The following is a 26,820-nucleotide window of genomic DNA, read 5'->3' on the forward strand; positions in this document are numbered from 1 at the left end:
CAGCAGCCGGCTGCGCGAGCAGGCGCGTGCCGGCGTGGGCTTGACGGGCGCGGCTGCGCGCGCCCTGCCGGCGCCGGGCGCCCAGCCCGCCGCGGCCGTGAATGCCGCCCCGGGCAATGAAGAGGCCGTGCTCAAGCTGGATGTGAGCCCGCAGATTGCCGCGGGTGGCACGGTCAGTGTGACCTTGCGCCAGGAGAGCGGCTTCTCGGTCAAGGGCGAGCTGGAGTTTGACGCCACGCGCCTGCAGCCCGCCCAGGCGGTGAGCAATGCGGCGCCCGGTCGCCTGCCCTTCGAGCTGACGCCGCGCGGCGAGCGCGTGCTGGTGCTGCGCGCCCTGCCGGCCGCGGCCGGCCAGGTGCTGAATGTGGGCGTGGGCAATCTCAGCGCCTCCGGCCTGAACGGCGAGACCCCGCCGGTGCGGCTTGAAGGTACGGGCCTGGTGACGGTGGACAAATGATGCACGGCCGGCCGCTCTCGGCGCTCAGGCTCGCAGAGCCTGGGCGCAGCCGCGGCTTCACCCTGATCGAGATGCTGGTGGTGCTGGCCATGCTGGGTGTGCTGGCCGCCGCGGCGCGGCCCATGCTGCTGCTCTCGGTGCAGCGCAGCCAGGAGTTCCAGCTGCGCGAGGCTCTGCGTCAGATCCGCGGCGGCATCGATGCCTACAAGAAGGCGGCCGAGGCGGGGCAGATCGAGGTGGCGGCCCAGGAGAGCGGCTACCCGCGCAGCCTGGGCGATCTGGTGCGCGGCGTGCCCGATGTGAAATCCGCCGAGGGCCGCAAGCTCTACTTTCTGCGCCGCCTGCCGCGCGATCCCTTTGCCGACCCCGCCCTGGAGCCGGAGCAGAGCTGGGGCCTGCGCGCCTCGGACAGCCCGCCCAACGAGCCGCGCGAGGGCCGCGATGTGTTCGATGTCTACTCCCGCTCCGAGCGCCTGGCGCTGGATGGCAGCCGCTACCGAGACTGGTGATGACGAAGCCGACCCGAACCCGCGCCGCCGCCGGCTTCACCCTCATCGAGCTGATCGTGGTGATGGCCATCGTGGCCCTGCTGGCCTCGATCGCGGCGCCGCGCTATTTCCAGAGCCTGGATCGTTCCAAGGAAGTGGCGCTGCGCAGCTCGCTCGCCACCCTGCGCGATGCCATCGACCAGTTTGCGGCCGACCGCGGCCGCTACCCCGACAGCCTGGAGGAGCTGGCCAGCACGCGCTATGTGCGCGAGGTGCCCGAGGACCCGGTGGCAGGGCGCCGTGATGCCTGGGTGGAGCTGCCGCCGCCGCCGGACGCCCAGCTCAAGGGCCAGCTCTACGATGTGCGCAGCGGCGCCGCCGGCCGCGCCAGCGATGGCCGGCTCTACGCCGACTGGTGAGCGGGGCGCGCATGGCGGGGCGGCAGCGTGGCTTCACCTATCTGGGCCTGCTTTTCTTTGTGGCCATCACCGGCGCGGCCCTGGCGGGCCTGGGCCAGCTCTGGAGCACGGCGGCCCAGCGCGAGCGCGAGCGCGAGCTGGAGTTCCGCGGCGGGGAGATTGCACGCGCGATTGCTCGCTATGCCAAGGCCACGCCCAGCGGCATGCCTCGCTACCCCCAGACCCTGGAGGATCTGCTGCTGGATGCACGCGGCCCCAAGCCCCTGCACCATCTGCGCCGCGCCTATGCCGACCCCTTCAGTGGCCAGCCCGACTGGGTGCTGCTGCCCGAGGCCAGCCAGCCCGGCGGCTTCAGCGGCGTGCACAGCCGCGAGGAGCGCCCCCTGCTGCGCCAGACGGCGCCCGATGGCAGCGCCCTGGGCAAGGCCAGCGACTGGCGCTTTCTGAGCCTGCCCTATGAGCGTGGCCCGGGGGCGGACGGGGATGCGCCGGCACAGCCCGTTCAGCCCGTGGAGCCTGGGGCGCCGCCGCTCACGGCGGGCTAGGATCGGTGCCAAGGCTTGAACAGCGCCGAAGCCTAGAATGCCCAGACATGAACCTCAGGATCGCCCATGTGCTGTTCAGTCTGTGTTCGCTGGCCCTCGGCGTGCTGCCCGGCATGACGGACGCGCAGTCCCTGCCGGCCGATGGCGCCGAGAACGCCGTGCCCGTCCAGCGCGGCGGGGGGCTGGTGCCGGCCGGACCGGATGGTCGTGCCAGCGTGTCGGCCATTGAGGCGGCGGTGCGCGCCGATGCCCTGGCCCGCTGGCGTCTGCGCGCCGACACGGCGCTGGATGTCCGCGTCGAGGCTGTGGTGTGGCCCGACGGTTCCCTGGGCTGCCCGCAGCCCGGCCTGTCCTACACCCAGGCCCTGGTGCCGGGCTGGCGCCTGGTGCTCAAGCACCAGGACCGCGTGGCGGTCTATCACGCCAGCCAGCGGGGCCAGTGGCTGCTGTGCCCAGGCGCAGACCCGGCACCCAGACCCGGCAGCGGCGACAGTCGGATCTGAGGGCGTCTTCTTGCGCGCATGAAAAAGGGCCGCGCGATGCGGCCCTTTGTTTTGGCTTGATCTGGCCTCAGGAGGACTTGCGGCGCCGTGCGCCCAGACCCGCGCCCAGCAGGGCCAGGGCCACCAGGCCGTAGCTGGCGGGCTCGGGCACATAGCTCACCGTCAGGGTGCCACGGTCCCAGCGGCCATCGGCCTGGCCCACAAAGTCGTCGAAGTATTCGAAGAACTCGAAATTGAGGCGGCCGTCCTGGCCCAGGAAGAAGTCGACGCCCAGGTCGACGAGGTTGGCGCTGCCAGTGAAACGGCCGGAGCCAGACACGTCATTCTTCAGTCCTGCGAACAGCGAGAAGCCCGCCAGCGCACCATCATTGACGTCAACGCCGATGTCGGAGAGCCAGCTCGGCTGATCCGCCGTGAGGTACACATCCCAGGAAATGCCGGTGATGCGCGCGCCGGCGAAGAGGTCCACGAAGCGGGTCTCGTTGTCGGCACTGCCCAGTTCGGCATTGCTCGAGATGCCGCCAATGTCCAGGGTGGTAACGAGGCCGGCCTGTGCGGCGCCGCTGGCGCCCAGTGCGGCAGCGGCCAGGGCCATGCTGATGGCACTGCGCTTGAAAAGACTCATCTGCATTTCATCGCTCCAGAATTGTTGACGCTCGCGCTTGAGCGTTGCCGTGTTTGCGAGCACGTTGGGAGACTCAATCTGCCACCAGGCGCAGCTCGCCACAAGCGGTGAAGCCTGAGGTTTTCGGCGCACCCCCCTCCGATGGGGGGGGAGCCCCCCCCTGGCCCCGGGTAAGCACCAGTTCGTTGTTGAGCCGGTCTGGCGAGTATTTGTGCTTTCGAAAACCGGAGAGCTCTATGTCTGCGTGGAAGTTCAGTGTCAAGCCGGTGGTGCTGGCCATCGGCATGATCGGTGCGATTTCATCGGCCAGCGTTTCCCTGGCCCAGTCCCTGCCGGCCGCGGCTGCGGAGAGCAGTCAGCTGTGGTTCGTCGAGTTGGCCGGCAGACCCGTGGCCGACGGCGCGAGTCTCGCGGCGGTGCAAGCGGAGCAGAACGCCTTTCGCGCGGCGGCCAGCCAGGCCCGGGTCCAGTACACCGAGCGGCGGTCCTTCAACTCCCTGTTCAATGGTCTGGCCGTGTCGGTCAGCGCTGCCGAGCGCGCCAAGCTGGCACGCATGGCCGGTGTGAAGGCCATGCATCCCATCGAGGTCGTGCACGCGCCCACGCCCGAGCAGGTGGCGGGTTCGGTGCAGGACCTGAGCCGCGCGCTGGCCCTGAGCCGTGCCGATGTGGCCCAGAATTCCCTGGGTCTCACGGGTGCTGGCATCAAGGTCGGCATCATCGACAGCGGTATCGATATCGACCACCCGGCTTTTGGCGGCTCCGGCAGCAATGGCGGCACGCCCTTCCCCAGTACCCGCATCGTGGCCGGCTGGGACTTTGTGGGCGACAGCTTCAACGCCGACCCCAGCAGCGCCAGCTACAACCCCACGCCCACGCCCGATGAGCGGCCCGATGATTGCGGCGGCCATGGCACGCATGTGGCCGGCATCGTGGGCGCCAATGGCGGCGGACTCAAGGGTGTGGCCCCCGATGTCAAGCTGGGCGCCTACCGCGTCTTCGGCTGCAATGGCAGCACCACCTCGGACATCATCCTGGCGGCTCTGGAGCGGGCCCTGGCCGATGGCATGCAGGTGATCAACCAGAGTCTGGGTGCCTCGCGCCAGTGGCCGCAGTACCCCACGGCCCAGGCCTCGGCACGACTGGCTCGCAAGGGCGTGGTGATGGTGGCCTCCATCGGCAATAGCGGCCCGGGCGGCAGCCAGCCCGATGGTCTGTATGCCGCCGGCGCGCCGGGTGTGGGCGATGGCGTGATTGGCGTGGCCTCCTTCGACAATGCCCAGACCGCCTTCAAGGTCGGTGGCACGCCTTATGGCTACAACGCCGCCAGCGGTGTGCCCCTGGCGCCCCTGTCCGGCGGCGCGCTGATGGCCCGCACCGGCGCGGCCAATCAGCCCGATCTGGGCACGACCGCCCCCGACGCCTGCAGCGCCCTGCCCGAGGGTAGCCTGACCGGCAGGATTGCCCTGATCCGTCGCGGTTCCTGCGGCTTCTACAACAAGGCCTTCAACGCCCAGATGGCGGGTGCCGTGGCCGTGGTGCTCTACAACAACCAGGCCGGTGCGGTGAATGCCAATGCCGCGCCCAGCCCCGCCAACGCGCCCCCCGTCACCATTCCCGTGGTCGGCATCACGGCCGCCCAAGGCAAGGTGCTGCACGACACCATCGGCGCCGGTGACACCCTGCTGAGCTGGACCGGTGATTCGGTCGGCTACCCCTTCGGCACCGGCGGCCTGATCTCGGGCTTCAGCTCCTTCGGCCTGGCGGCGGATCTGAGCTTCAAGCCCGATATTGGCGGCCCCGGTGGTGGCATCTACTCGGCCTATCCGCTGGAGTCCGGCGGCTATGCCACGCTGAGCGGCACCTCCATGTCCGCGCCTCATGTGGCGGGTGTGGCGGCCCTGGTGCTGCAGGCCATCCCGACCGCGGCCACGGGCCGCGACAGCGTGATCGTGGGCCGCAATGCGCCGCCCGCCATCAATATGCACACCCGTCTGCTGAACACCGCCAAGCCCAAGGTCTGGTCGGGCAATCCGGCATCGGGCCTGCTGGATCACAGCTTCCGCCAGGGTGCGGGCATGGTGGACGTGGTGGCTGCGGTGCAGAGCCAGCAGTTCGTGCTGCCGGCCAAGATCTCCACCGGCGAAAGCCAGGCCGGCCCCACGGTGCAGCGTCTGACCATTCGCAATGACGCTGCCGTGCCTGTCACCTACCAGCTGGGCCACACCGCGGGCGTGGCCGCGCGCAGGAACAACGTCAACGTGGGCATCAGCTATGCACCGACGGGCTATGACAATGCGCCGGCCACGGTGAGCTTCAGCAGCCCGACCTTGGTGGTGCCGGCCAAGGGCACGGCCAGCGTGACGGTGACGATCGCGGCCAACGCCGCGCTGCTGGACTCGTCGCTCTATGGTGGCTACATCACGCTGACGCCGCAGGGTGATGGCTCGCCCATCCAGGTGCCTTATGCCGGCTTCAAGGGTGACTACCAGGCCCTGCAGGTGCTGTCACCGGGTACCAGCGGCTTCCCCTGGCTGGCGCGCCTGAATACCTCCACCAACCAGTTCCAGAGGCAGACGGCGGCGGCCAGTTTCACCATGGTGGGTAGTGATGTGCCCTATGTGCTGCTGCATCTGGATCATCATCCCCGCACCCTCAGGATCGAGGCCCTGGATGCCGCCACCCTGGCACCGCGCGGCGTGATCAGCGAGGAGCACTTCGTGGGCCGTAGCGGTACCCCCAACGGCTTTGTGAGCAGCGCCTGGAATGGCACGACCAACAACGGTGCTCTGCCCAATGGGGACTATCTGATCCGCGTCTCGGTGCTCAAGGCGCAGGGTAACGCGGCCGATCCCACGCATTGGGAAACCTGGAGTTCGGTGCCGGTGCAGATCGCGCGTCCGGCTGCGCCCTGACTCCGCTGCACATCCGCAATGAAACGGGCCTTCGGGCCCGTTTTTCTTGCCCGCACCTTGTGCCGGCGCTGCCCTCGGCAGCTTTTCTATAACCCAAGCGGACGATGTCATAGCCTCGGGTTGGGCTAGGAAAACCCTGTGCCCCCCTGCTTGAGCGTCGGGCAATTCGGGGTTTTTTCACAAATTCTTGTCATGAGAATGGCCTCTCCAAGCTGGGGGCCTCCTCCCGATCTGTCCGCAGCTTGAGCCCGCAACCCGCCCTGGTAAGCGACCCGCCAGTCAGTGAAGTGAGTTCGGGCCAATGGGTTGGTCCAAAAGACTTCGGGATAGCAAAAGGATTGAGATGATGAAGCTGATGAAAAAAGCCCTGGCCCTGGCGGCCCTGGCCGCATGCGGCACGGCCTCGGCCGGTCTGCTGACCTTTGACGATCTGGCGCCCACCATCTATGCGGGTGGTGACCTGGTCTCCCAGACCGATGTGAGTGCCACCGTCCTGGGTGATCCCGCGGGCTTTGCTGGCGCGCTGGCCAACGGTGCCGATCCCTTCAGCTGCTCCGTGACCGCCTGCCCGGTCGGCAATATCAGCAACTACTTTGCCGGCCTGAATGATGGCGGCCTGAATCTGTCCGCCGGTGGCCGCTTTGTGAGCCTCAAGTCCCTGGACTTCAGCTTTGTCGGCCCCATGCCCATCACCGGCCTGGCGAACTTCGGCCAGCTGGTTGTCGAGGGCCTGGGTCTTGATGGCAACACCGTGGTCGAGAGCCGCGAGTTCGGCGCTGCCGATGCCAACGGTGAGTTCAGCTTTGCCTCCTGGGACCTGTCCGCCGGCTTTGCCAGCACCTGGTTCAGCGGCGTGAACGTCTACGCCTGCCTCTACACCGCCAATGGGGACTGCGTGAACCCTGCGGGCAACCAGGCCCAGTTCGCCGTGGACAACCTGGCCTATGCCGTGCCCGAGCCCAGCAGCATCGCCCTGGTGGGCCTGAGCCTGGCCGGTCTGGCCGCACTGCGTCGCCGTCGCTCCTCCATCTGAGGCCCAGAGCAACCATCGGAACAAGCACAACTATGAACAGCAAGAAACTGCGTCCCGCCTCGCTGGCGGTGGCCACCCTGCTGGCCGCCATGGCCGTGAGCGCCCAGGCCCAGGAAATCCGCCGCTCCTACATCGTGCAGCTGGCGAATGCGCCGGTCGCCTCCTACGAGGGCGGCATTGCCGGCCTGCCGGCCACCAAGCCCGCGGCGGGCTCGCGCCTGGATGTGAGCGCGGCCGATGTGCAGGCCTATATCGCCTATCTGGACAAGAAGCAGAACGAGGTTCTCAGCACCATCAATCCGGCCCACATCACGCACCGCTACGATGTGGTGCTGAATGGCTTTGCCGCCATGCTGACCGACTCCGAGGTCCGCGCGCTGAAGAAGAACAGCGGCGTGGCCCGGATCGAGGCCGACGAGATGCTGCAGCCCTACACCAGCTACACCTCCAGCTTCCTGGGCCTGGACAAGGCTGCAGGTCTGTGGGAGCAGGCCGGTGGCAAGGACAAGGCCGGCGAGGACATGATCATCGCCATCGTGGACAGCGGTGTCTGGCCCGAGAACCTGAGCTTTGCCGACCGCGTGGACGCCAACGGCGTGCCCACCCATGACCCCAGCGGCACCTTGGCCTACGGCCCGCCGCCGGCCAAGTGGAAGGGCACCGGTTGCGAAACCTCGCGCGGCAGCGATAGCGGCAGCATCAAGGCCGCCAACTGCAACAACAAGCTGCTGGGGGTGCGCTCCTTTGTGGCCCTGAATGCGCCCATCGCCGCGACCGAGTTCCTGACCGGCCGTGACGGCGGCGGCCATGGCAGCCACGTCGCCAGCACCGCCGGTGGCAATGCCAATGTGCCGTCCACCATCAATGGCATCGACATGGGCTCCATGTCGGGTGTGGCGCCGCGTGCCCGCCGTGCCTCCTACAAGACCTGCTTCACCGGCACCACGGCCACCAACGGTGGCTGTGCCACGGCCAGCAGCGTCGCGTCCATCAACCAGGCGGTGAAGGATGGCGCAGACGTCATCAACTACTCCATCGGTCCCACCGCCGGCGGCGGCACGCTGAACGACGCCGTTCAGGCCGCCTTCCTGAATGCCTCGAATGCGGGCGTTTTCGTGGCGGCGGCCGGTGGCAACTCCGGCCCCAATACCAACCCGGTGTCCAACCTCGGCCCCTGGCACGCCACGGTGGCGGCTTCCACGCATGACCGCACCGTGGGTGCGGAAGCTGTGGTGGAAGGCAGCGGCACCTATGTGGGCGCCTCCGTCAACCAGACGCCGGTGGCTAGCAGCAATCTGATCCTGGCCTCGGTCGCTGCCCTGCCCGGGGCGGATGCAGCCCAGGCCGATCTCTGCTACGGCGCTGCCGATGGCGTGGTGACCCTGGACCCTGCCAAGGTGGCGGGCAAGATCGTGGTCTGCACCCGCGGCGTGACGGCTCGTGTCAACAAGAGCCTGGCCGTGCAGCAGGCCGGTGGTATCGGCATGATCCTGGCCGACAACGGCGCGGGTCTGGTGGCCGAGCCGCACTCGGTGCCCACCATTCACATCAATGCGGCGGATGGTGCAGCGGTGAAGAACTTCGTGGCCGCCAACCCGGCCGCTCAGGGCTCCATCGGCGTGGCCCAGGTGCGCTTTGGCGATGTGCTGGCACCCCAGACGGCAGGCTTCTCCTCTCGCGGCCCCAATGTGGCCAACAACAACATCCTGAAGCCCGACTTTGCGGCGCCCGGTGTTGACATTGTGGCGGGCTATGTGCCGGGCCTCACGGCCGCCGAGGCCAGCGCCATCCGCGCCGGTTCCGGCACCAGCAAGACGGCCGAGGGCATGATCTCCGGCACCTCCATGGCCAGCCCGCATGTCGCCGGTCTGGCGGCCCTGATCAAGCAGCAGCGCCCGAGCTGGACGCCTGCCATGATCAAGTCGGCCCTGGCCACGACGGCGGGCGACACCTACAACGACGGTGTCAATCTGCCCCTGGCCTGGAGCGCCACTGCGAATGCCAATGGTCGTCTGCCCTGGGCCCAGGGCTCCGGCCAGGTGCGCCCCAATCTGGCGACCGATCCGGGCCTGGTCTATGACGCCACGGCCATCGACTACGCGCGCTTCAGCTGCGGCCAGAACCTGGGCCTGTTCTCGGCGGCGACCTGCAATGCCGTGGGCACCATCCAGCCGCACAACCTGAACCTGGCCTCCCTGACCGCGGCCAGCGTGATGGGCTCGCAGACCCTGACGCGTACCGTGACCAATGTCAGCGACAGCTCGGCCACCTACACCGCCGCGGTGCAGATGCCTGGCTTCAATGTGGAGGTGTCGCCGAGCAGCTTCACCATCGCGCCGGGTGCCAAGCAGACCTACACGGTCAAGCTGACCCGTAGCACCGCGCCGGTGGACACCTGGGTCTACGGCTCGCTGACCTGGTCGGATGGCACACGCAATGTGCGCAGCCCCCTGACGGCCCGCGCCACGGCCCTGGCCGCGCCGGCCTCGGTCTACAGCGAAGCCGCCACCGGCAGCAAGATCTTCACCATCGGCACCGGCTTTGCCGGCTCCATGGTGGTGGAGCGGGGTGGTCTGAAGGCGGCGACTCGCAGCGCGGCCACCCTGACCGGTACCAACACCGGTTCGGCTACCACCATCTGCCGCGCGAACAATTCGCCGGCGGTGAAGGTGCATGACGTTGCCGTGCCGGCCGGCACCCTGGCGCTGCGCTTCTCGCTGTTCAATGCGGACACCACCGGTGGTCAGCTGCCCGGCAAGGAAGACGATCTGGACATGCTGCTGCTGGACAGCGCTGGCAACGCGCTGGCGGGCAGCCTGAACGACGGCTCCAACGAGAGCGTGCAGCTGACCTCGCCGGCCGCCGGCAACTACAAGGTCTGCGTGATCTCGTACAGCCTGCAGGGTCGTCCCTCCACCAACTACACCCTGTCGTCCTGGATCGTCGGTCCCAGCGATGTGGGAGGCAACTTCCGCGTGCTGGCGCCGGCCAACGCCGTCATCGGCGGCACGGCCTCGGTGGGCATGAGCTGGTCGGGTCTGGCGCTGGGTCAGCGTTATCTGGGTGCTGCGGCCTACCGTGTGGGCGGCGTGCGTCAGGGCGTGACCCTGCTGGAGGTGCTGACCAATGACCCGGTGCCGCTGGCCAAGAGCGGTCGTCCTGTGAACGCGCAGGAATAAGCCGGGATCATCCCCGCGGAGCTGCAGGCAGCTCCGCAAGAGGGCCGCAAGCACTCAGGTGCTTGCGGCCCTTTGCATTGGTGCGCAGGATTCAGCGCGTGGCCTGGTTGGCGTAGAGCTGCTCGGCGCGCTGGTAAAGCACCCAGCTGGTGGCAATGAACTTGTCCCCACCCTCGGGACGGTTGCCGCGGTGGGTGTGGGTGAAGCCGGTCGGTGCGATCAGCAGGCTGCCCCTGCGGGGTTTGATCTTGCGCTGCTGGTAGAGGAACTCCGTCTCGCCGGCCTCGAAGTCATCGTTGAGGTAGAGCGTCCAGAGCACCGCCCGGTGCAGGGCCTCGCCCTGGTCCTGCCTGGGGTATTGCTCGCAATGCCAGTGGGGGTAGCCACCCTGGCCGGCCAGGTATTTCTGGATATTGATGCTGCCGGGTCGGAACACCTTGGCCACCAGACCGTTGAGCAGGTCATCGCTCAGCCCTGCCACCGCCTCGGCATCCAGTACCCGCAGCTCGCCGCTGCCCGGGTCCTGCATCTTGAGCTGCAGCGGCGCGAGCGCCACATGGGCGTAGCGGCGCAGATAGCGTCTGAGGCAGTGCAGCACCGCCTGGTTGAGCTGGGCTTGCACGTCGCCCCAGCCAGGCACCTGATCGAGCTGGATGTCCCAGCTGTCCTTCATGCTCAGGTCCACACCGCTGCCGGTGGCGCCGCGCTGCGCCTGGCCGCCTTCCTCAAAACGCTGCAGCCAGGCCTGGCAGGTGGCGGCATCGAGGACATCGTCGTAGACCTCGATGAAATCGGGAGCGGACATGGTGTGGCGCAAGAGTGCTGGAGCGGGCGGATTCTAGGCCGCGCGCCCGGGCCCGGACTCAGCGCGCGCTGCTGCCGGGACTTCCGCCCTGCTGCGGTCCGCGCAGCACGCAGCGCCCGGCCTGGCAGCGGGCGCCCGGGTCCGTGAGCAGGGCGCAGTCGGATGCCATGCCGCTGCGCTGGTTCTCGGCCTGACGCGCCGCCGCATATTCCGTGGCCAGTGCCTGCAGGCGGGACTCCTGGCTGCGGCGCGTGGACCAGGCCAGATAGGCCTCCGGTCCGCCGCAAGCCTTGCTGCCCACGGCCAGGCTGCGGCATTGCTGTTCGGTATCGCAAGCCGCATCGCCGATCTGGGCCTGGATCTGTGTCAGCAGTTCGGGCGCCGTACGGGCCGCAAGAGCGGGCGCCACCGTTGGACTGGCGCAGGCTGGCAGCACCAGGCTGATCAGCAGCGGGCCCCACAGGCGCCAGGGGGAGATCCGAAGGGGGCAGGGCGGTGCTGTCATGCGCGCATGCTGACCCAGCTCGTAACTGTGTGCAATAGGGCACAGCAATCGGGAAAGCGCTGCACCCTTCTGGGCCAGAATGCCGGCTCCTTGGAGCTAGAGGGTGGCAATGCGCGGTTGGCTGTGGTGCGGCGTTCTGTGGCTGTGTCTGGGCATACAGGCCCGGGCAGAGGGGCCGCTGCCCGGCGATTGCCGCCCCCTGCCCGAGCAGGTGCTGGAGCAGATCAATCGCCTGCGCGCCCAGGCCCACAGCTGCGGCGGCAAGACCTTGCGGCCAGCCGGCCCCTTGCAGTGGGACACCAGCCTGGCGCGCTCGGCCCGGCGTTATGCCGAGGAGCTGGCGCGGCGCGATCTGCTCAGCCATCGCGGCGAGCAGGCCGCCACCTTGCGCGATCGCCTGCGTGCGGCCGGCTATCTGCTGCGCACGGCCGGCGAGAACCTGGCCGCCGGTCCCGTGGATCTGGAGGAGACCCTGGCCCTCTGGCTGGACAGCCCCGAGCACTGCGACAACCTGATGCAGCCCGAGTACGAGCATGTGGGCCTGGCCTGCGTGGCCGCGCCGGGACGCTACGGCCGCTTCTGGGTGCTGCACATGGGCCGCGGCCTGCGCACGCAGGCCCAGCGCAGCGAGGCTCTGGGCTCCGACACCCTGCGCTAGTGGCTGCTCGCCGGGGCGGCCGCGGGACTCAGGGCAGGGCCTCGGCGATGACACCGCCGCCCAGGCAGACCTCGCCGGCATAGAGCACGGCACTCTGGCCTGGCGTGACGGCCCACTGCGCCTGTGGAAAGTCCAGGCGGATGCTGCGCTCGCCGGGTTGCAGGGCACAGGCGGCGTCGGCCTGACGGTAGCGGGTCTTGGCGCCGTAGCCACCGAACTCGGGCATGCGGCCGCTGGTCCAGCTCAGATCGTCGGCCAGCAGGGAATGGCTTTGCAGCAGGGGGTGGTCGTGGCCCTGCACCACCACCAGGGTATTGGTCTGCAGGTCCTTGCGGGCCACGAACCAGGGCGCGTGCTCGCCGCCTCCGCGCGGCGCCCCCTTTTCCTTGATGCCACCGATGCCCAGGCCCTGGCGCTGGCCCAGGGTGTAGAAGGACAGGCCCACATGCTCGCCCACCTTGCGGCCGCGCTCGTCCTTGATGGGGCCGGGCTGGTGAGCCAGATAGCGGTTGAGGAACTCGCGGAAGGGCCTCTCGCCGATGAAGCAGATGCCGGTGGAGTCCTTCTTCTTGGCATTGGGCAGACCGATCTCCTCGGCAATGCGCCGCACCTCGGTCTTGGGCAGCTCGCCCACCGGGAACAGGGTCTTGGCCAGCTGGGCCTGGTTGAGGCGGTGCAGGAAGTAGCTCTGATCCTTCAGCGGGTCCAGGCCCTTGAGCAGCTGGAACTCGCCGCCCAGCTCACGCACCCGGGCGTAGTGACCGGTGGCGATCTTCTCGGCGCCCAGGCGCATGGCGTGGTCCAGAAAGGCCTTGAACTTGATCTCGGCATTGCACAGCACGTCCGGGTTGGGCGTGCGGCCGGCCTGGTATTCCTGCAAGAAGGCGGCGAAGACGCGGTCCTTGTAGTCCGCCGCGAAATTCACATGCTCGATCTCGATGCCGATCACATCGGCCACCGCGGCCGCGTCCACGAAGTCGATATTGGACGAGCAGTACTCGCTGTCGTCATCGTCTTCCCAGTTCTTCATGAAGATGCCGACCACCTCGTGGCCGGCTTGCTTCAGCAGATGGGCGCTGACAGCGGAATCGACGCCGCCGGACAGGCCGACGACGATGCGGTGCTTCTTCTCATTCATGCCCCGATTTTCCCCCAAGGGCGCAGCCTGTGCGCCCTGGCGGGGCTTAAGCCGGCACTCATGCGATCTTCATCCATGCGGGCCGGCGGCTCGCTAGAGTGCGCCGGCTGTAGGCAAAAGGCAGCGCCACCTCGGGCTGTCGAGGGAGAGAGGCATGATGACGACCATAGGCTTGACGCTGCGCCAGATCCTGGCGGACACCCTGGGGCTGGAGGCGGAGCGGCTCGGCCCCGCCAGCCCCTTGCTGGGGGCCGTGCCGGCGCTGGACTCGCTGGGGCAGCTTTCCTTGCTGCAAGCCCTGGAGGATCGCTTCGGCCTGCTGATCGAACCCGGTGAGATGCCTGCGGCCAGCCTGGCCACCCTGGGAAGCCTGGAGAACTATCTGTGCGCGCGGCTGTGCGGCTGGGGGGGCGCATGGCGCTGAAGCGGGCCGGTTTGCGCCTCTTGATCGGGGCGCTGCGGCGGCTTCCCATGCACTGGCGCCAAGGCCTGGCCCATGGCCTGGGCCCGCTGCTGTTGCAGCTCGCACCACGCACCCGGCACCGGCTGGACCAGAACCTGGCCCATGCTCTGCCAGGCCTGCTTCCATCCGCCCGCAGCACCATCGCGCGGGAGGTCAGCCAGCATATCTGCCAGGGTGTGCTGGACAGCTTCTGGCTGGAGCAGCTGGCGCTGGACATCGAGTTCGGTGATGAGCAGGCGCGCACCATCCTGCAGTCCGGCGGCGGCGCCAGCGTGGCCACCCTGCACATGGGCTGCTACGAGGTGGTGGCCCTGGCCCTGCAGCGATTGACGGGGCGCTGCAGCACCCTGGCCAAGATTCCGCCTTGGCTCCGACGCGGTGAGATGCTGTACGGCCGGGTGGGCATCGACTGCCTCGACAAACGCCAGCCGGGCGTCTTTTTCCGGCTGCTGGACGCCGCGCGCGCCGGGCGCTACATCGCCCTGCATGCCGACCACCATGGGCAGGATCTGCCGGTGCGCTTCTTTGGCCGCAACACCCGGGCGCCGACCGGGGCCTTGCTGCTCTCGGCCCTGGCCCGCAAGCCGCTGCTGCTGGGCTATGCCTGGCAGGAGGGTGCGGGGCGCTACCGCGTGCGCTTCGAGACCCTGGAGGCCCAGCCGCCGGGGCGGCAGGGCGCTGCGCTGGCGGGGGCCTTGCAGCGCCTGTACCAGCGCCTGGAGCAGGTGATTCGAGCCCACCCCTCGCATTGGGACTGGTCCTATCGGCGCTGGCGGCCGGAAGACCAGCCGCGCCCAGACGGTCTTCGGGCTCGCTCAGGGGCGCAGCTCGGGATGGAAGAGACTGTCGTCGGCCTGGATCAGGTCCAGGGGCAGGCGGCGGCCGGCGCGATGGTCTTCCAGGCAACGCCAGACCAGCGGGCTGCGTAGGCGACCGGCGTCGCGCGCCTGCGCGATCTCCTCGGGGCTGGCCCAGAGCCAGCGCCGTATGCCCTGGTCCAGGGCAAGACCCGGCACCGGCCCATCGCCCTCAAGGCTGCCGCAGTAGGCGATGCGCAGATAGGTCACGTCCTCGCCGCTGGCCTCGCGCCGGAAGCGCGAGAGGTAGAGGCCCAGCAAGGCCTCGGGCCGGAAGCGGTGCGCGGTCTCCTCCAGCGCCTCGCGCACCACGCCCTGCAGCGGCGTCTCGCCCTGCTCCAGATGGCCGGCCGGGTTGTTGAGCCGCAGGCCCTCGGGCGTTTCCTCCTCCACCAGCAGATAGCGGCCCTCGCGCTCGATGATGGCGGCCACGGTGACGGAGGGCTTGAAGCGGGGCGTGCTCATAAGGACTTCGTGTGAATCAAGCCGCGCATGCTGCCCCTGCGGCGGGCCTGTGGTCAAGTTCCCACGCTAGGACAAACCCTGTCGCGCCGGTGGCTCGGGCCTGCGGAGCGTCCATGTAAGCTGCGTGCAAGCATGTCCGACCGGTCTCGCGGCATAGGCCCAGGGGCCGGACAACAGGAGGGAGTCCCGATGTTGATTGGAGTCCCGCGCGAGCGCGCGGCCGGCGAGACGCGGGTGGCCGTCACCCCCGAGACCGTCAAGAAGCTCATCGCCCAGGGCCATACCCTGTGCATAGAGCGTGGCGCCGGCCTGGCGGCCAGCATCACCGACGAGGCCTTTGCCGCCGCAGGGGCCGAGCTGGGCGAGCAGGCCCAGGCCCTGGCAGCGCCCCTGGTGCTCAAGGTGCGCGCACCCGAGCCCGAGGAACTGCCCCTGATGCAGCGCGGCAGCGCCCTGGTGGGCATGCTCAACCCCTTTGACCGGCCGGGCCTGGAGCGCCTTGCCGCGGCCGGCCTCACGGCTTTTGCGCTGGAGGCGGCGCCGCGCACCACGCGGGCCCAGAGCATGGATGTGCTGTCCAGCCAGGCCAATATCGCCGGCTACAAGGCCGTGATGATCGCGGCCGACAAGTACCAGCGCTTCTTCCCCATGCTGATGACGGCGGCCGGCACGGTGAAGGCCGCGCGGGTAGTGATTCTTGGCGTGGGCGTGGCGGGCCTGCAGGCGATTGCCACGGCCAAGCGCCTGGGTGCGGTGATCGAGGCCTCGGATGTGCGGCCCAGCGTCAAGGAGCAGGTGGAGAGCCTGGGTGCCAAGTTCATCGACGTGCCTTACGAGACGGCCGAGGAGAAGGAAGCAGCCGAGGGTGTGGGCGGCTATGCCCGGCCCATGCCGCCGAGCTGGCTGGAGCGCCAGAAGGTGGAGGTGGCCAAGCGCGTGGCCCAGGCCGATGTGGTGATCACCACCGCCCTGAGTCCCGGCCGCGCGGCCCCGGTGCTGGTGAGCGAGGACATGGTGCGCAGCATGAAGCCGGGCTCGGTGATCGTGGACCTGGCGGCTCCGGCCGGTGGTAACTGCCCGCTGACCGAGCCGGGGCGCACGGTGCTCAAGCATGGCGTGACCCTGGTGGGCGAAACCAATCTGCCGGCCCTGGTGGCGGCGGACGCCTCGGCGCTGTATGCGCGCAATGTGCTGGACTTCCTCAAGCTCGTGCTCCCCAAGGAGGGCGGGCTGCAGGTGCCCATGGACGACGACATCGTGGCGGCCGTGCTGGTCTGCCGCGAGGGCCAGGTCTTGCGGAGCTGATGAGCATGGAACTGATCTCACCCACCATCACCAATCTGATCATCTTCGTGCTGGCCATCTATGTGGGCTACCACGTGGTCTGGAACGTCACGCCCGCCCTGCACACGCCGCTGATGGCGGTGACCAATGCGGTCTCGGCCATCGTCATCGTCGGCGCCATGCTGGCGGCGGCCCTGACCGAGACCGAGGCCGGCAAGATCCTGGGCACCCTGGCCGTGGCCCTGGCCGCGGTGAATGTGTTCGGCGGCTTTCTGGTGACCCGGCGCATGCTGGAGATGTTCAAGAAGAAGGACAAGAAGGCGGGGGGCAAGCCATGAGCCTGGACCTCGTCACCCTGCTGTACCTGCTGGCCAGCGTCTGCTTCATCCAGGCGCTCAAGGGCCTGTCCCACCCCACCACCTCCATCCGCGGCAATGTCTTTGGCATGGTGGGCATGACGATTGCCGTGCTCACCACCGCGGCCCTGATTCTCAAGCTGGCCGGTGGGGCCGGTCTGGGCCTGGTCTATGTGCTGGCTGGCCTGGTGATAGGCGGCGGCATCGGCGCCTATATGGCCAACAAGGTCGAGATGACCAAGATGCCCGAGCTGGTGGCCTTTATGCACAGCATGATCGGCCTGGCGGCGGTCTTCATCGCGGCGGCCGCGGTGCTGGAGCCCTGGGCCTTTGGCATTACCGAGAAGGGCGGCCCCATCCCCGGCGGCAACCGCATCGAGCTGGCGCTGGGTGCCTTTATCGGCGCCATCACCTTCAGCGGTTCGGTCATCGCCTTCGGCAAGCTCAGCGGCAAGTACAAGTTTCGCCTCTTCCAGGGCGCGCCGGTGGTCTTTGCCGGCCAGCACAAGCTCAACCTGGCCCTGGGCCTGGCGGCGGCCTTTTTCTGCTTCGGCTTCTGGCATTCGCAGAGCTGGACGGACTTTGCCCTGATCCTGGCCCTGGGCTTTGCCCTGGGTGTGCTGCTCATCATTCCGATCGGCGGGGCGGACATGCCGGTGGTGGTGTCCATGCTCAACAGCTACTCGGGCTGGGCGGCGGCGGGCATCGGCTTCTCGCTCAACAACAGCATGCTGATCATTGCCGGCTCCCTGGTGGGCAGCTCGGGGGCCATCCTGAGCTACATCATGTGCAAGGCCATGAACCGCAGCTTCTTCAACGTGATCCTGGGCGGGTTTGGCGGCGATGCCGCGGCCGGCGCCGCAGGGGCGGCGGTGCAGCGCACGGTCAAGAGCGGCAGCGCCGACGACGCCGCCTTCATCCTGGGTAATGCCGAGAGCGTGATCATCGTGCCGGGCTACGGCCTGGCGGTGGCGCGCGCCCAGCACGCGGTCAAGGAGCTGGCGCACAAGCTCAGCGAGAAGGGCGTCAACGTCAAGTACGCCATCCATCCGGTGGCAGGTCGCATGCCCGGCCATATGAATGTGCTGCTGGCCGAGGCCGAGGTGCCTTACGACCAGGTCTTCGAGATGGAGGACATCAATGCCGAGTTCGGCCAGGCTGATGTGGCCGTGATCCTGGGCGCCAATGACGTGGTCAACCCCGCCGCGCACACCAAGGGCAGCCCCATCTACGGCATGCCCATCCTGGAGGCCTACAAGGCCAAGACCATCATCGTGAACAAGCGCTCCATGGCCGCCGGTTATGCGGGCCTGGACAACGAGCTCTTCTACATGGACAAGACCCTGATGGTCTTCGGCGATGCCAAGAAGGTGGTGGAAGACATGCTCAAGGCGGTGGAGTAAGCCGGTTCCGAGCAGAAAAACAGGCCCCGGGCGTCGCCAGGGGGCTCCAAATCGGTGCTGGATGCACCTTGAGAGCCCTCTCTACGCACCGCTATCGAATCCCCTGATGCTGGTGTTTACCAGCATCGGGGAGAATCCGGGCCGCAATTGGAGACCTATTGATGGAGAAGATCTGGCTGAAGAACTACCCCGCTGGCGTGCCGGCGGACATCAACGCGGAGCTGTACCCCTCGTTGGTGGCCCTGATGGAGGGGGCGTTCAAGAAGTACCCGCAGCAGCCCGCCTACAAGATGCTGGGCCGCTCCATCACGTTTGCGCAAATCGATGAGGCCTCGCGCGCCCTGGCCGCCTATTTCCAGAGCCTGGGCCTGGAGCGCGGTGACCGCGTGGCCATCATGATGCCCAATGTGATGCAGTATCCGGTGGCCGTGGCCGCCGTGCTGCGCGCCGGCCTGGTGGTGGTGAACGTCAACCCGCTCTACACCCCGCGCGAGCTGGAGCACCAGCTCAAGGACGCCGGCGCCAAGGCCATCGTCATTCTGGAGAACTTTGCCGCCACCCTGCAGCAGTGCATCGCCAACACCCCGGTCAAGCATGTGCTGCTGGCCTCCATGGGCGAGATGCTGGGCTTCCCCAAGGGGCTCATCGTCAACTATGTGGTGCGCAAGGTGAAGAAGCTGGTGCCGGCCTTCGAGCTGCCCGGCGCCGTGCGCTTCAACGACGCCGTGGCCCGGGGCCGCGGCCTGAGCTATACCGCGCCCAAGGTGGGTCCGGGCGATGTGGCCGTGCTGCAGTACACCGGCGGCACCACCGGCGTGTCCAAGGGCGCCGTGCTGCTGCACCGCAATCTGGTGGCCAACACCCTGCAGGCCGAGGCCTGGTACCAGCCGGCCCTCAAGAAGGTGCCCCAGGGTGAGCAGCTGATGAGCGTCTGCGCCCTGCCGCTCTATCACATCTTCGGCTTCACCACGAACATGATGCTGTCCATGCATGTGGGCGGCTGCAATATCCTGATTCCCAATCCGCGCGATCTGCCGGCGGTGTTCAAGGAGCTGTCCAAGCACCGCTTCCACAGCCTGCCGGCGGTCAACACCCTGTTCCTGGCCATGGCCAACCATCCGCAGTTCAACACCGTGGACTGGAGCGGCCTGGTGATCTCGGTGGGCGGCGGCATGGCGGTGCCGCAGGCCACGGCCCAGCTCTGGCTGGCGAAGACCGGCTGCCCCATCGTCGAGGGTTACGGCCTCTCCGAAACCTCGCCCGTGGCCAGCTGCAACCCCACCGACAGCACGGCCTACACCGGCTCCATCGGCCTGCCCATGCCCAGCACCGAGCTCTGCCTGCTGGATGACGAGGGCAAGGAAGTGGGCATAGGCGGTACCGGCGAGATTGCCATCCGTGGCCCCCAGGTCATGGCCGGCTACTGGCAGCGCCCCGACGAGACCGCCAAGGTGATGACGGCCGACGGCTACTTCCGCACGGGCGACATTGGCATGGTGGACGAGCGCGGCTTCTTCCGCATCGTGGACCGCAAGAAGGACATGATCCTGGTCAGCGGCTTCAATGTGTACCCCAACGAGGTCGAGGACGTGATCACCCAGATGCCCGGTGTGCTGGAAGCCGCGGCTGTGGGCGTGCCCGATGCCAAGGCGGGCGAAGCGGTCAAGCTGGTCATCGTCAAGAAGGACCAGGCCCTGTCCGAGGATCAGGTGCGGGCCTTCTGCGAGGCCAATCTGACCGGCTACAAGCGCCCCAAGATCGTCGAATTCCGCACCGAGCTGCCCAAGACACCCGTGGGCAAGATCCTGCGGCGTGAACTCCGCGACAAAAAATAAGACTCTGGCGCCGCGCGGTCTCCCCACCGGAGACCGCGCGCGCTAGATTCCAGCCGGCAGCCACCCGGAGGAGACACAGGCATGCTGGACCAGAACTATTCCAAGACCGAGGCGGGACGCGAAGAAATCAAGTCGCGCGGCCTCCCGCTATCGCGCAGTGCGCGCAATCTGCTGCTGGTGATGGATGCCAGCAAGCCGGCCCGTCAGTGGCTCTCCCTGGTCCAGGGTGTGGGCGAGCAGGACCTGGCCCTGCTGCTCGAAAAAGGTCTGGTCGCCGCCCAGGCCGGTGGCGTGCGAGCCACCGCCGCCGCGCGCGCGCCCGAGCCTGCCGCCGAGCCTCCCGCTCCCCGGGCCGAGACGCCCACCCCTCCCGCAGTCGCGGATGCGGCCCGGCTCTACAGCGAGCTCTATGCCTACCTCACCGCCCAGGCCCCGCGCCAGCTGGGCTTGATGAAGGGCTATGTATTCACCCTGGAGCTGGAGCAGTGCCAGGACTTGCCCGCCTTGCGCAAGCTGGCCGCCGACCTGCTCCAGCGTGTACAGCAGGCCAAGGGGGCCGCCGCGGCCCAGGAGCTGCAGGAAGCGATGGTCGCCTGGCTGAACTGAGCCAGGGGCGCTGGCAGGGCGCACAATGCGCAGCTATCGCGCCGCGTGGCCGCCAGGCCCGGGCGCGGACCCCACAGTCCTGACCGCATCTTGTCCATGCCTGCGCGCCTTTTCGTCGATGAGCCGCTCGCCAGCGCGAGCCCCGAATTCACCCTGCCGGCCGCCGCCGCCCGCCATGTTCAGGTGTTGCGCCTGCAGCCGGGCAGCCCCTTGCTGCTGTTCGACGGCTCGGGGCTGCAGTGGCAGGCCGAGGTGCTGGCCATGCGGGGGCGCAGCGAGGTCCAGGTGCGTCTGCTGGGCAGCGAGCGCCCCGCGCGCGAGCTGGCCCAGGCCGTGACCCTGGCCGTGGTCATGCCTGCCAATGACCGCATGGACGGCCTGGTCGAGAAGGCCACCGAGCTGGGTGTCGCACGCATCCAGCCCCTGATGAGCGAGCGCTCGGTGCTGCGCCTGGCCGGTGAGCGCGCCGAGAAGAAGGTGGCTCATTGGCGCGGCGTGGCCATCGCGGCCTGTGAGCAGAGCGGTCGCTGCGTGCTGCCCGAGATTGCGCCGGTGCAGAACCTGGGCGCCTGGCTGCAGGGCCTGGGCCCGCAGGAGGCCCAGCCGCCGCAGCGCCGCTGGCTGCTCAGCCCGGCGGCCGCGCGCCCGATCGCGGAGCGTGCTGGCGTGGCGGCGGGCGATGTCCTGGTGCTCAGCGGGCCCGAGGGTGGCCTGAGTCCGGCCGAGGAGGCCGCTGCCCGCGCCCAGGGTTTCGAGGCTCTGCTGCTGGGCCCGCGCATCCTGCGCGCCGACACGGCGCCGCTGGCAGTGCTGGGCTGGCTGTCGCTCTCGGAGTTGAGCGCGCAAGCCTGAGCGGGTTCAGCGCTCCGCCGTATCCTCGCCGCGCTCCTTGCGCGCCGAGCCGGCCACCAGCTCGAAGCGGAACATGCGGCACTCGATGGGGCCGTTCCACATGGGGATGCGGCGCGATTCCTTGAGCCGCATCTTGCTGGGCAGCTTCATGTCCGGGCACAGCAGCCAGGCGGTCCAGCCGGCGCTGTGCTGGGTGTAGGCGCGCTTCCAGTGCGCGGCCAGGCGCGGGAAGAAGTCGTCCCCGCCGTCGCGCGCCTCGGAGCCGCCGGCATCGCGCACCGCCGCGGCCTTGCCGCGCACCTCGATGCGCTCACCGTAAGGCGGGTTCATCAGGATGCTGCCGGGCATGCCCTCCGGCAGCTTGGGCGCGGGGCGCTCCAGCGCGTCACCGCCGTTGAACTGGATGTACTGGGCCACACCGGCCCGCTCGGCATTGCGGCGCGCGAAGTCCACCATGCGGAAGGCCACGTCGCTGGCGTAGATGGGCACGGCCGGGGCGTGGATGCGGGCCCGCGCCTCCTGCTTGATCTGGGCCCAGCGCTCGCGCAGGGGCTGGAAGGGCAGTTGGCGCTCGAAGGCGAAGCGGCGCGACAGCCCGGGCGCGATGCCGCAGGCGATCTGCGCGGCTTCCACCGCGATGGTCCCGGAGCCGCAGCAGGGGTCCTGCAGGGCGCCGCCGGCATCAATCGTGCCCTTCCAGCCAGCGGCGGCCAGCATGGCGGCAGCCAGGGTCTCCTTGAGCGGGGCGTCGCCTTTATCTTCGCGCCAGCCGCGCTTGAACAGGGGCTCGCCCGAGGTGTCCACATACAGGGCCGCGCGCTCGGCGCCCAGGTGCAGCACCACGGGCAGATCGGGGGCGCGGGTGTCCACGCTGGGGCGCTCGCCCTGGGACTCGCGCAGCTGGTCGCAGATGGCGTCCTTGATGCGCAGGGTGGCGAAGTTCAGGCTCTTGAGCGGCGAGCGGTGGGCCGTGGTGTCCACGCGCAGGGTGTGCTGCGGCGTGATCCAGCGCTCCCAGTCCACGCGGCGGGCCAGGGCGTAGAGATCGTCCTCGTGGCGGTAGCCGCCCTCGATCACCTCGACCAGCACGCGCTGGGCCAGGCGGCTTTCGAGATTGAGCTTCATCACGCCCTCGGCATCGCTGTGCACCGAGACCCCGCCACGCAGCGCCTCCACGCCGGCGCGCGGCAGGATGGACTTGATCTCGGCCTCCAGCCAGGGCTCGACACCGGCGGGGCAGGAGGCAAAGAGATACAGGGTTTCGGGGCGGGCCATGGGCGGAAGGGGGACAGCGGGAAAGCCGCTATTGTCCCCGACGCGCGGCCGGCCCGGGCTCAGAGGCTCTTGCGCAGATTGGCCGGCGCGATCTTGAGCGCCTCGCGGTACTTGGCCACGGTGCGGCGCGCCACCTGGATGCCTTGCTCCTCCAGCATGCTGGCCAGGGCATTGTCCGAGAGGGGTTTGGCCGGATCTTCGGCGGCCACGAACTGCTTGATCAGGGCGCGCACCGCGGTGCTGGAGGCATTGCCGCCGGCCTCGGTGGACAGGCCCGAGCCGAAGAAGTACTTGAGCTCGAAGGTGCCGAAGCGCGTGGCCATGTATTTGGCATTGGTCACGCGCGAGATGGTGGACTCGTGCAGGCCCAGCTCATCGGCGATCTCGCGCAGCACCAGAGGCTTCATGGCCAGCTCGCCGTGGGTGAAGAAGCCTTTTTGCCGCTCCACGATGGCTTGCGACACGCGCAGTATGGTGTCGAAGCGCTGCTGGATGTTCTTGATGAACCAGCGCGCCTCCTGCAGCTGGGCGCCCAGGGGGGTGTTGCTCACGCCGCCGCGCTGGGCGCGCAGAGCCTGGGCATAGAGCTCGTTGATGCGCAGCTTGGGGGCGACCTCGGGGTTGAGCATGACGCGGAATTCGCGTCCCACCTTCTGCACGATCACGTCCGGCACCACGGCCTGGGCCTGGCTGCGCGCAAAGGGGCGGCCTGGCTTGGGCTCCAGGCCGGTGATCAGGGCCTGGGCCTCGCGCAGCAGGGGCTCGTCGGCCCCGGTGAGCGACATCAGGCGCCGGGCATCGCGCTTGGCCAGCAGCTCCAGATGCTGCTTGCAGATCAGGATGGCCACGGCCTGGGCCGTGCTGCGCGGCTTGGTGCGCAGCTGCAGCACCAGGCATTCGGCCAGATCGCGTGCGCCCACGCCGGCGGGCTCCATGCTCTGCAGCCATTTGAGGGCGCAGCGCAGGCGGTCTTGCAGCTCTTCCAGGTCCTCGGCCGCGGCATCCTCGCCGGCCAGGGACTGGGCGATCTCCTCCAGGCTGTCTTCCAGATAGCCGTCCTCGTTGAGCGACTCGATCAGCACCTGCAGGGCGGCTCTATCCTCGGGGCTGAGCATCATGCCGGCCATCTGCTGGTAGAGGTGCTCCTGCAGGCTGATGGCGGGCGCCTCCTGCTCGGGGCGCTCGCCGTCCTCATCGCCCGCGCTGCCACTGCCGGCACTGCTGCCGGGCAGCTCGCGAATGCCGTCGAAGTCGTCGCCCTCGGTGCCGTTCTCCCAGTCCTCGCGCTCGGTGGTGCCGAAGTCTTCCGCACGCATTTCCTCGGCCGGGGTCTCGGCCTCGCCGCCGCCGCTTTCCGAGGCAGCGGCCTCGGCCTCCTGGCTGCGGCTGGCGCTCAGTTCCGGCGCACTCACTTCCATGCTGGCGGCGCCGAACTCCTCTTCGGTTTCCAGCAGGGGATTGCTGGCCAGCATCTGCTCGACTTCCTGGTTGAGCTCCAGGGTCGAGAGCTGCAGCAGGCGTATGGATTGCTGCAGCTGGGGCGTGAGCGCCAGATGCTGGCTGAGGCGAACCTGCAGGGAGGGCTTCATGCGGCTCGCCGTCCCTTACATCCGGAAGTGTTCGCCCAGATAGACCTTGCGCACGTCGGCGTTCTCAACGATTTCCTGCGGTGTGCCCTCGGCCAGCACCGTGCCCTCGCTGATGATGTAGGCGCGGTCGCAGATGCCCAGGGTCTCGCGCACATTGTGGTCGGTGATCAGCACGCCGATGCCACGCTGCTTGAGGAAGCGGATGATGCGCTGGATCTCCAGCACCGCGATGGGGTCCACGCCGGCGAAGGGCTCGTCCAGCAGGATGAAGCGCGGCTGTGTGGCCAGGGCGCGCGCGATCTCCACGCGGCGGCGCTCGCCACCCGACAGGGCCGGGGCGGGGCTGTCGCGCAGCTTCTCGATGGAGAGCTCGGCCAGCAGGCTGTTGAGCGCCTCGTCGATGCGGGCCTTGGGCCAGGGGCGGCCGCGTTCGTCCAGCTGCAGCTCCAGCACGGCGCGGATGTTCTCCTCCACGCTGAGTTTGCGGAAGATGGAGGCCTCCTGCGGCAGGTAGGACAGACCCAGACGCGAGCGCTGGTGGATGGGCAGGCGCTGCACCGGCTGACCGTCGATGCGGATCTCGCCGGCATCGGCGCGCACCAGACCCACGATCATGTAGAAGCTGGTGGTCTTGCCCGCGCCATTGGGGCCCAGCAGGCCCACGACCTCGCCGCTGTGCACATCAAGATGGACGTTCTTGACCACCTTGCGCACGCCATAGGTCTTCTGCAGGCCCTCGGCCTCCAGTCGGCTGGGCGCTGCCTGGGCTTCGACGGAACTCATGAGGGCTGGCGCGGACGCAGATTGAGGCTGGGCTGCAGGGGGATAGCCGGCTCGGAGGCGGTCGGGCCGGGCGCCGAGGCCGCGCGCGGCATCATCACCACACGGCCGCGGCCGGCGGGATGCGGCGAAGCCTGGCCGCCCTCGATGCTGAAGACCTCGGAGCGGTTGTCGTAATGGATGACCGCCCCGGCCACCTCGTCGGCCACGGTGCTGCCGCGCAGGCGGCGCAGCACCGCATTGCCGATGAAGCGCATGGTGTCGGAGCGGGTGTCGTACTCGACCTGGTCGGCCCAGCCTTCGATGAACTCGCCGGGCACGTCGCGCGCCTGGCGGAAGCGCACCGGCTTGCCCGTGGCACCGTTGGCATAGGCCTGCTTGTAGCCATCGGCGGTCTCGCGCACGTCCATGTGCTCGGCGCGCAACTGCATGCTGCCCTTGGTCAAGACCACATTGCCGCTGAACTCGGTGCGCTGCTTGACCAGATCGACACCGCCACGGTCGTAGTCGATATTGATGGGCTTGTCGCGATCGGCCCGCTCGGCCAGCGCCGCCCCGACGCTGAGCAGCAGGGCCAGCGCGGGCAGCAGGATGTGGCGGCTGAGCGAGAGGGGCGAGAACGGCGAGAGGGTCATAAAGGCATGTTTCTTGCAGACCATTCTAGCCCCGGCTGGGAGGTGTTCTTCCCTGAGGGTCAGGCCTTGCCGCTGCGCAGGCGATCGATCAGGAAGTTGGTGGTTTGCAGGGCACGCTGGCCTGACTCCAGCTCGCTCATGCGCTGGCCACCTGTGGCCATGGCGGGCGAGGTCAGGAAGCGGCCACCGATGCCGATGGCGGGCACGCCGTCGATGCGGTAGGCCTCGCTGAGCTTCTCGGCCTGCTGGCACTTGGTCTGCACGCCGAAGGAGTTGTAGGCCTGCTCGAACTTGGCGGCCTCGATGCCGAAGGGTGCCAGCAGCTCGGCCATGGCCTTGACGTTGTCCAGGGGCTTGCCTTCCAGGTGCAGGGCCGCGAACACGCGGGCGCGGGCTTCCTTCTCCTTGCCCAGGGCTTCCAGGGCGTAGAACAGGCGCTGATGCTGGCGCACACGGGCGTTGAAGGCCACATGCACATGGCGGAAGCTCACATCGGCGGGCAGCTTGGCTGCCCAGTCGGCCAGGGCCGGCTCGAAGGTGTTGCAGTGCGGGCAGCCGTACCAGAAGAACTCCACCACCTCGATCTTGCCCGGGGTGCCCGGCAGGGGCTGGGCCAGGCGCTGGTAGTGACGACCCTCGACCGGACCGCCCTGGGCCAGGCTCAGGCCGGGCAGGCTCAGGGCCAGGGTACCGAGGCCCAGCTGGGCCGAAAACTCGCGACGCTTCATTCTGAAATCCTCAGGGCGTTGAAACAACTTGCGGGCGCATCCTAAGGCGTTCGCCTCAGCGCTGCACGCGCACGAGATTGGCTTCCATGCCGCCGGACTCCAGCTTGCGCTGCAGGCCCTCGGCCTCGTCGCGGCTGTCCAGCGGCCCCAGACGCACGCGATAGACGGTACGGCCGGATTGCTCGCGCTCGTAAATCTTGGCGCTGAAGCCTTGCATGGCCAGCTTGGCGCGCTGGCCCTCCGCGTCTTCGCTGCGGGTGTAGGCGCCGGCCTGGACAAAGTAGACGTAGGGATCACCGCCGGCCGCCGCGGGGCCCGCGGGCGCGGCGGCGCTGGCCGCCGGCTTGGCGGCCGGGGCGTTGGCGGCTGGTGCGGAGGCGGGCTTGGCGGCGGGGGCCGAGGCCGCTGCCGGGGCCTGGGGG

The 26,820-nt window shown here is 68.6% G+C and carries 28 protein-coding genes; 17 read left to right on the forward strand and 11 right to left on the reverse strand.

Going from position 1 to position 26,820, the window contains the following annotated elements; translation table 11 throughout:
• The 5 genes from ACK5F2_RS11555 to ACK5F2_RS11575 all read left to right on the forward strand — a co-directional run.
• Positions 1 to 457 (forward strand): hypothetical protein (locus ACK5F2_RS11555; protein ID WP_409864765.1); only part of this gene is annotated, 457 nt, incomplete at its 5' end.
• Complete coding sequence (locus ACK5F2_RS11560) at positions 457 to 966, forward strand: type II secretion system protein (RefSeq protein ID WP_409864766.1); 510 nt, start codon at positions 457 to 459, stop codon at positions 964 to 966. The genes ACK5F2_RS11555 and ACK5F2_RS11560, both read left to right, overlap by 1 nt.
• Complete coding sequence (locus tag ACK5F2_RS11565) at positions 966 to 1,364, forward strand: type II secretion system protein (protein WP_409864767.1); 399 nt, start codon at positions 966 to 968, stop codon at positions 1,362 to 1,364. Before ACK5F2_RS11560 ends, ACK5F2_RS11565 begins: the two co-directional genes overlap by 1 nt.
• Positions 1,365 to 1,375: 11 nt before the next feature.
• Positions 1,376 to 1,909, forward strand: coding sequence for a type II secretion system protein (locus ACK5F2_RS11570; protein WP_409864768.1), 534 nt, complete (start codon positions 1,376 to 1,378; stop codon positions 1,907 to 1,909).
• Between the two features lie 47 nt (positions 1,910 to 1,956).
• Complete coding sequence (locus ACK5F2_RS11575) at positions 1,957 to 2,412, forward strand: hypothetical protein (RefSeq protein WP_409864769.1); 456 nt, start codon at positions 1,957 to 1,959, stop codon at positions 2,410 to 2,412.
• Between the two features lie 67 nt (positions 2,413 to 2,479).
• On the opposite strand, the gene ACK5F2_RS11580 is transcribed toward ACK5F2_RS11575, so the two are convergent.
• Positions 2,480 to 3,043, reverse strand: coding sequence for a PEP-CTERM sorting domain-containing protein (locus ACK5F2_RS11580; RefSeq protein ID WP_409864771.1), 564 nt, complete (start codon positions 3,041 to 3,043; stop codon positions 2,480 to 2,482).
• 230 nt (positions 3,044 to 3,273) lie between these two features.
• On the opposite strand from ACK5F2_RS11580, the gene ACK5F2_RS11585 reads away from it, so the two are divergent.
• From ACK5F2_RS11585 to ACK5F2_RS11595, 3 genes are all read left to right on the forward strand, one after another.
• Entirely contained in the window at positions 3,274 to 5,952 is a 2,679-nt protein-coding gene (locus ACK5F2_RS11585) for a S8 family serine peptidase (RefSeq protein ID WP_409864773.1), read from the forward strand.
• A 346-nt stretch (positions 5,953 to 6,298) separates the two neighbouring features.
• Positions 6,299 to 6,985: an NF038120 family PEP-CTERM protein gene (locus ACK5F2_RS11590; protein ID WP_409864774.1), complete on the forward strand. Its 687-nt coding sequence runs from the start codon at positions 6,299 to 6,301 to the stop codon at positions 6,983 to 6,985.
• Positions 6,986 to 7,017: 32 nt separating this feature from the next.
• Entirely contained in the window at positions 7,018 to 10,164 is a 3,147-nt protein-coding gene (locus ACK5F2_RS11595) for a S8 family serine peptidase (protein ID WP_409864775.1), read from the forward strand.
• A gap of 91 nt (positions 10,165 to 10,255) precedes the next feature.
• Here ACK5F2_RS11595 and ACK5F2_RS11600 read toward each other — a convergent pair whose 3' ends face one another.
• Entirely contained in the window at positions 10,256 to 10,969 is a 714-nt protein-coding gene (locus ACK5F2_RS11600; protein ID WP_409864777.1) for a 2OG-Fe(II) oxygenase, read from the reverse strand.
• A 58-nt stretch (positions 10,970 to 11,027) separates the two neighbouring features.
• Complete coding sequence (locus ACK5F2_RS11605; RefSeq protein WP_409864778.1) at positions 11,028 to 11,474, reverse strand: hypothetical protein; 447 nt, start codon at positions 11,472 to 11,474, stop codon at positions 11,028 to 11,030.
• Between the two features lie 109 nt (positions 11,475 to 11,583).
• Between ACK5F2_RS11605 and ACK5F2_RS11610 the strand changes: the two genes are divergently transcribed.
• Complete coding sequence (locus ACK5F2_RS11610; protein WP_409864801.1) at positions 11,584 to 12,132, forward strand: CAP domain-containing protein; 549 nt, start codon at positions 11,584 to 11,586, stop codon at positions 12,130 to 12,132.
• 28 nt (positions 12,133 to 12,160) lie between these two features.
• On the opposite strand, the gene mnmA is transcribed toward ACK5F2_RS11610, so the two are convergent.
• A complete protein-coding gene (mnmA, locus tag ACK5F2_RS11615; RefSeq protein WP_409864779.1) occupies positions 12,161 to 13,270 on the reverse strand; it encodes a tRNA 2-thiouridine(34) synthase MnmA in 1,110 nt (369 codons plus the stop codon).
• A 154-nt stretch (positions 13,271 to 13,424) separates the two neighbouring features.
• Here mnmA and ACK5F2_RS11620 point away from each other — a divergent pair, with 154 nt between their 5' ends.
• Complete coding sequence (locus ACK5F2_RS11620; protein WP_409864781.1) at positions 13,425 to 13,694, forward strand: acyl carrier protein; 270 nt, start codon at positions 13,425 to 13,427, stop codon at positions 13,692 to 13,694.
• Entirely contained in the window at positions 13,685 to 14,662 is a 978-nt protein-coding gene (locus ACK5F2_RS11625) for a lysophospholipid acyltransferase family protein (protein ID WP_409864783.1), read from the forward strand. Before ACK5F2_RS11620 ends, ACK5F2_RS11625 begins: the two co-directional genes overlap by 10 nt.
• On the opposite strand, the gene ACK5F2_RS11630 is transcribed toward ACK5F2_RS11625, so the two are convergent.
• A complete protein-coding gene (locus tag ACK5F2_RS11630) occupies positions 14,549 to 15,055 on the reverse strand; it encodes an NUDIX hydrolase (RefSeq protein ID WP_409864784.1) in 507 nt (168 codons plus the stop codon). The genes ACK5F2_RS11625 and ACK5F2_RS11630 overlap by 114 nt on opposite strands.
• Positions 15,056 to 15,244: 189 nt before the next feature.
• On the opposite strand from ACK5F2_RS11630, the gene ACK5F2_RS11635 reads away from it, so the two are divergent.
• The 6 genes from ACK5F2_RS11635 (at position 15,245) to ACK5F2_RS11660 (ending at position 21,391) form a co-directional block, all read left to right on the forward strand.
• Positions 15,245 to 16,360 (forward strand): Re/Si-specific NAD(P)(+) transhydrogenase subunit alpha, encoded by a 1,116-nt coding sequence (locus ACK5F2_RS11635; protein WP_409864785.1) that lies wholly within the window; start codon positions 15,245 to 15,247, stop codon positions 16,358 to 16,360.
• Positions 16,361 to 16,365: 5 nt separating this feature from the next.
• A complete protein-coding gene (locus tag ACK5F2_RS11640; protein ID WP_409864787.1) occupies positions 16,366 to 16,677 on the forward strand; it encodes an NAD(P) transhydrogenase subunit alpha in 312 nt (103 codons plus the stop codon).
• Complete coding sequence (locus ACK5F2_RS11645) at positions 16,674 to 18,098, forward strand: NAD(P)(+) transhydrogenase (Re/Si-specific) subunit beta (RefSeq protein WP_409864789.1); 1,425 nt, start codon at positions 16,674 to 16,676, stop codon at positions 18,096 to 18,098. Before ACK5F2_RS11640 ends, ACK5F2_RS11645 begins: the two co-directional genes overlap by 4 nt.
• Before the next feature lie 161 nt (positions 18,099 to 18,259).
• Positions 18,260 to 19,933 (forward strand): long-chain-fatty-acid--CoA ligase, encoded by a 1,674-nt coding sequence (locus ACK5F2_RS11650; RefSeq protein ID WP_409864790.1) that lies wholly within the window; start codon positions 18,260 to 18,262, stop codon positions 19,931 to 19,933.
• An 81-nt stretch (positions 19,934 to 20,014) separates the two neighbouring features.
• The gene (locus ACK5F2_RS11655; RefSeq protein WP_409864791.1) at positions 20,015 to 20,539 is read left to right on the forward strand and encodes a hypothetical protein; all 525 of its coding nucleotides are present in this window, start codon (positions 20,015 to 20,017) and stop codon (positions 20,537 to 20,539) included.
• A 96-nt stretch (positions 20,540 to 20,635) separates the two neighbouring features.
• Entirely contained in the window at positions 20,636 to 21,391 is a 756-nt protein-coding gene (locus ACK5F2_RS11660) for a 16S rRNA (uracil(1498)-N(3))-methyltransferase (protein WP_409864792.1), read from the forward strand.
• Between the two features lie 6 nt (positions 21,392 to 21,397).
• On the opposite strand, the gene ACK5F2_RS11665 is transcribed toward ACK5F2_RS11660, so the two are convergent.
• From ACK5F2_RS11665 to ACK5F2_RS11690, 6 genes are all read right to left on the reverse strand, one after another.
• Positions 21,398 to 22,666, reverse strand: coding sequence for a class I SAM-dependent RNA methyltransferase (locus tag ACK5F2_RS11665; RefSeq protein ID WP_409864793.1), 1,269 nt, complete (start codon positions 22,664 to 22,666; stop codon positions 21,398 to 21,400).
• Positions 22,667 to 22,725: 59 nt separating this feature from the next.
• Positions 22,726 to 24,255: an RNA polymerase factor sigma-54 gene (locus ACK5F2_RS11670; protein WP_409864794.1), complete on the reverse strand. Its 1,530-nt coding sequence runs from the start codon at positions 24,253 to 24,255 to the stop codon at positions 22,726 to 22,728.
• 15 nt (positions 24,256 to 24,270) lie between these two features.
• Positions 24,271 to 25,038, reverse strand: coding sequence for an LPS export ABC transporter ATP-binding protein (lptB, locus tag ACK5F2_RS11675; protein WP_409864795.1), 768 nt, complete (start codon positions 25,036 to 25,038; stop codon positions 24,271 to 24,273).
• On the reverse strand, positions 25,035 to 25,670 hold the full coding sequence (gene lptA / locus ACK5F2_RS11680) for a lipopolysaccharide transport periplasmic protein LptA (protein ID WP_409864797.1): 636 nt from the start codon (positions 25,668 to 25,670) through the stop codon (positions 25,035 to 25,037). The genes lptB and lptA overlap by 4 nt, the downstream gene beginning before the upstream one ends.
• Before the next feature lie 59 nt (positions 25,671 to 25,729).
• Positions 25,730 to 26,398 (reverse strand): thiol:disulfide interchange protein DsbA/DsbL, encoded by a 669-nt coding sequence (locus ACK5F2_RS11685; RefSeq protein ID WP_409864798.1) that lies wholly within the window; start codon positions 26,396 to 26,398, stop codon positions 25,730 to 25,732.
• 55 nt (positions 26,399 to 26,453) lie between these two features.
• On the reverse strand, positions 26,454 to 26,820 hold a 367-nt coding region (locus ACK5F2_RS11690; RefSeq protein ID WP_409864800.1), incomplete at its 5' end, for an SPOR domain-containing protein.

The sequence above is a fragment of the Roseateles sp. genome (assembly GCF_046300915.1).
In the GTDB taxonomy this organism is placed as follows: Bacteria; Pseudomonadota; Gammaproteobacteria; order Burkholderiales; family Burkholderiaceae_C; genus Kinneretia.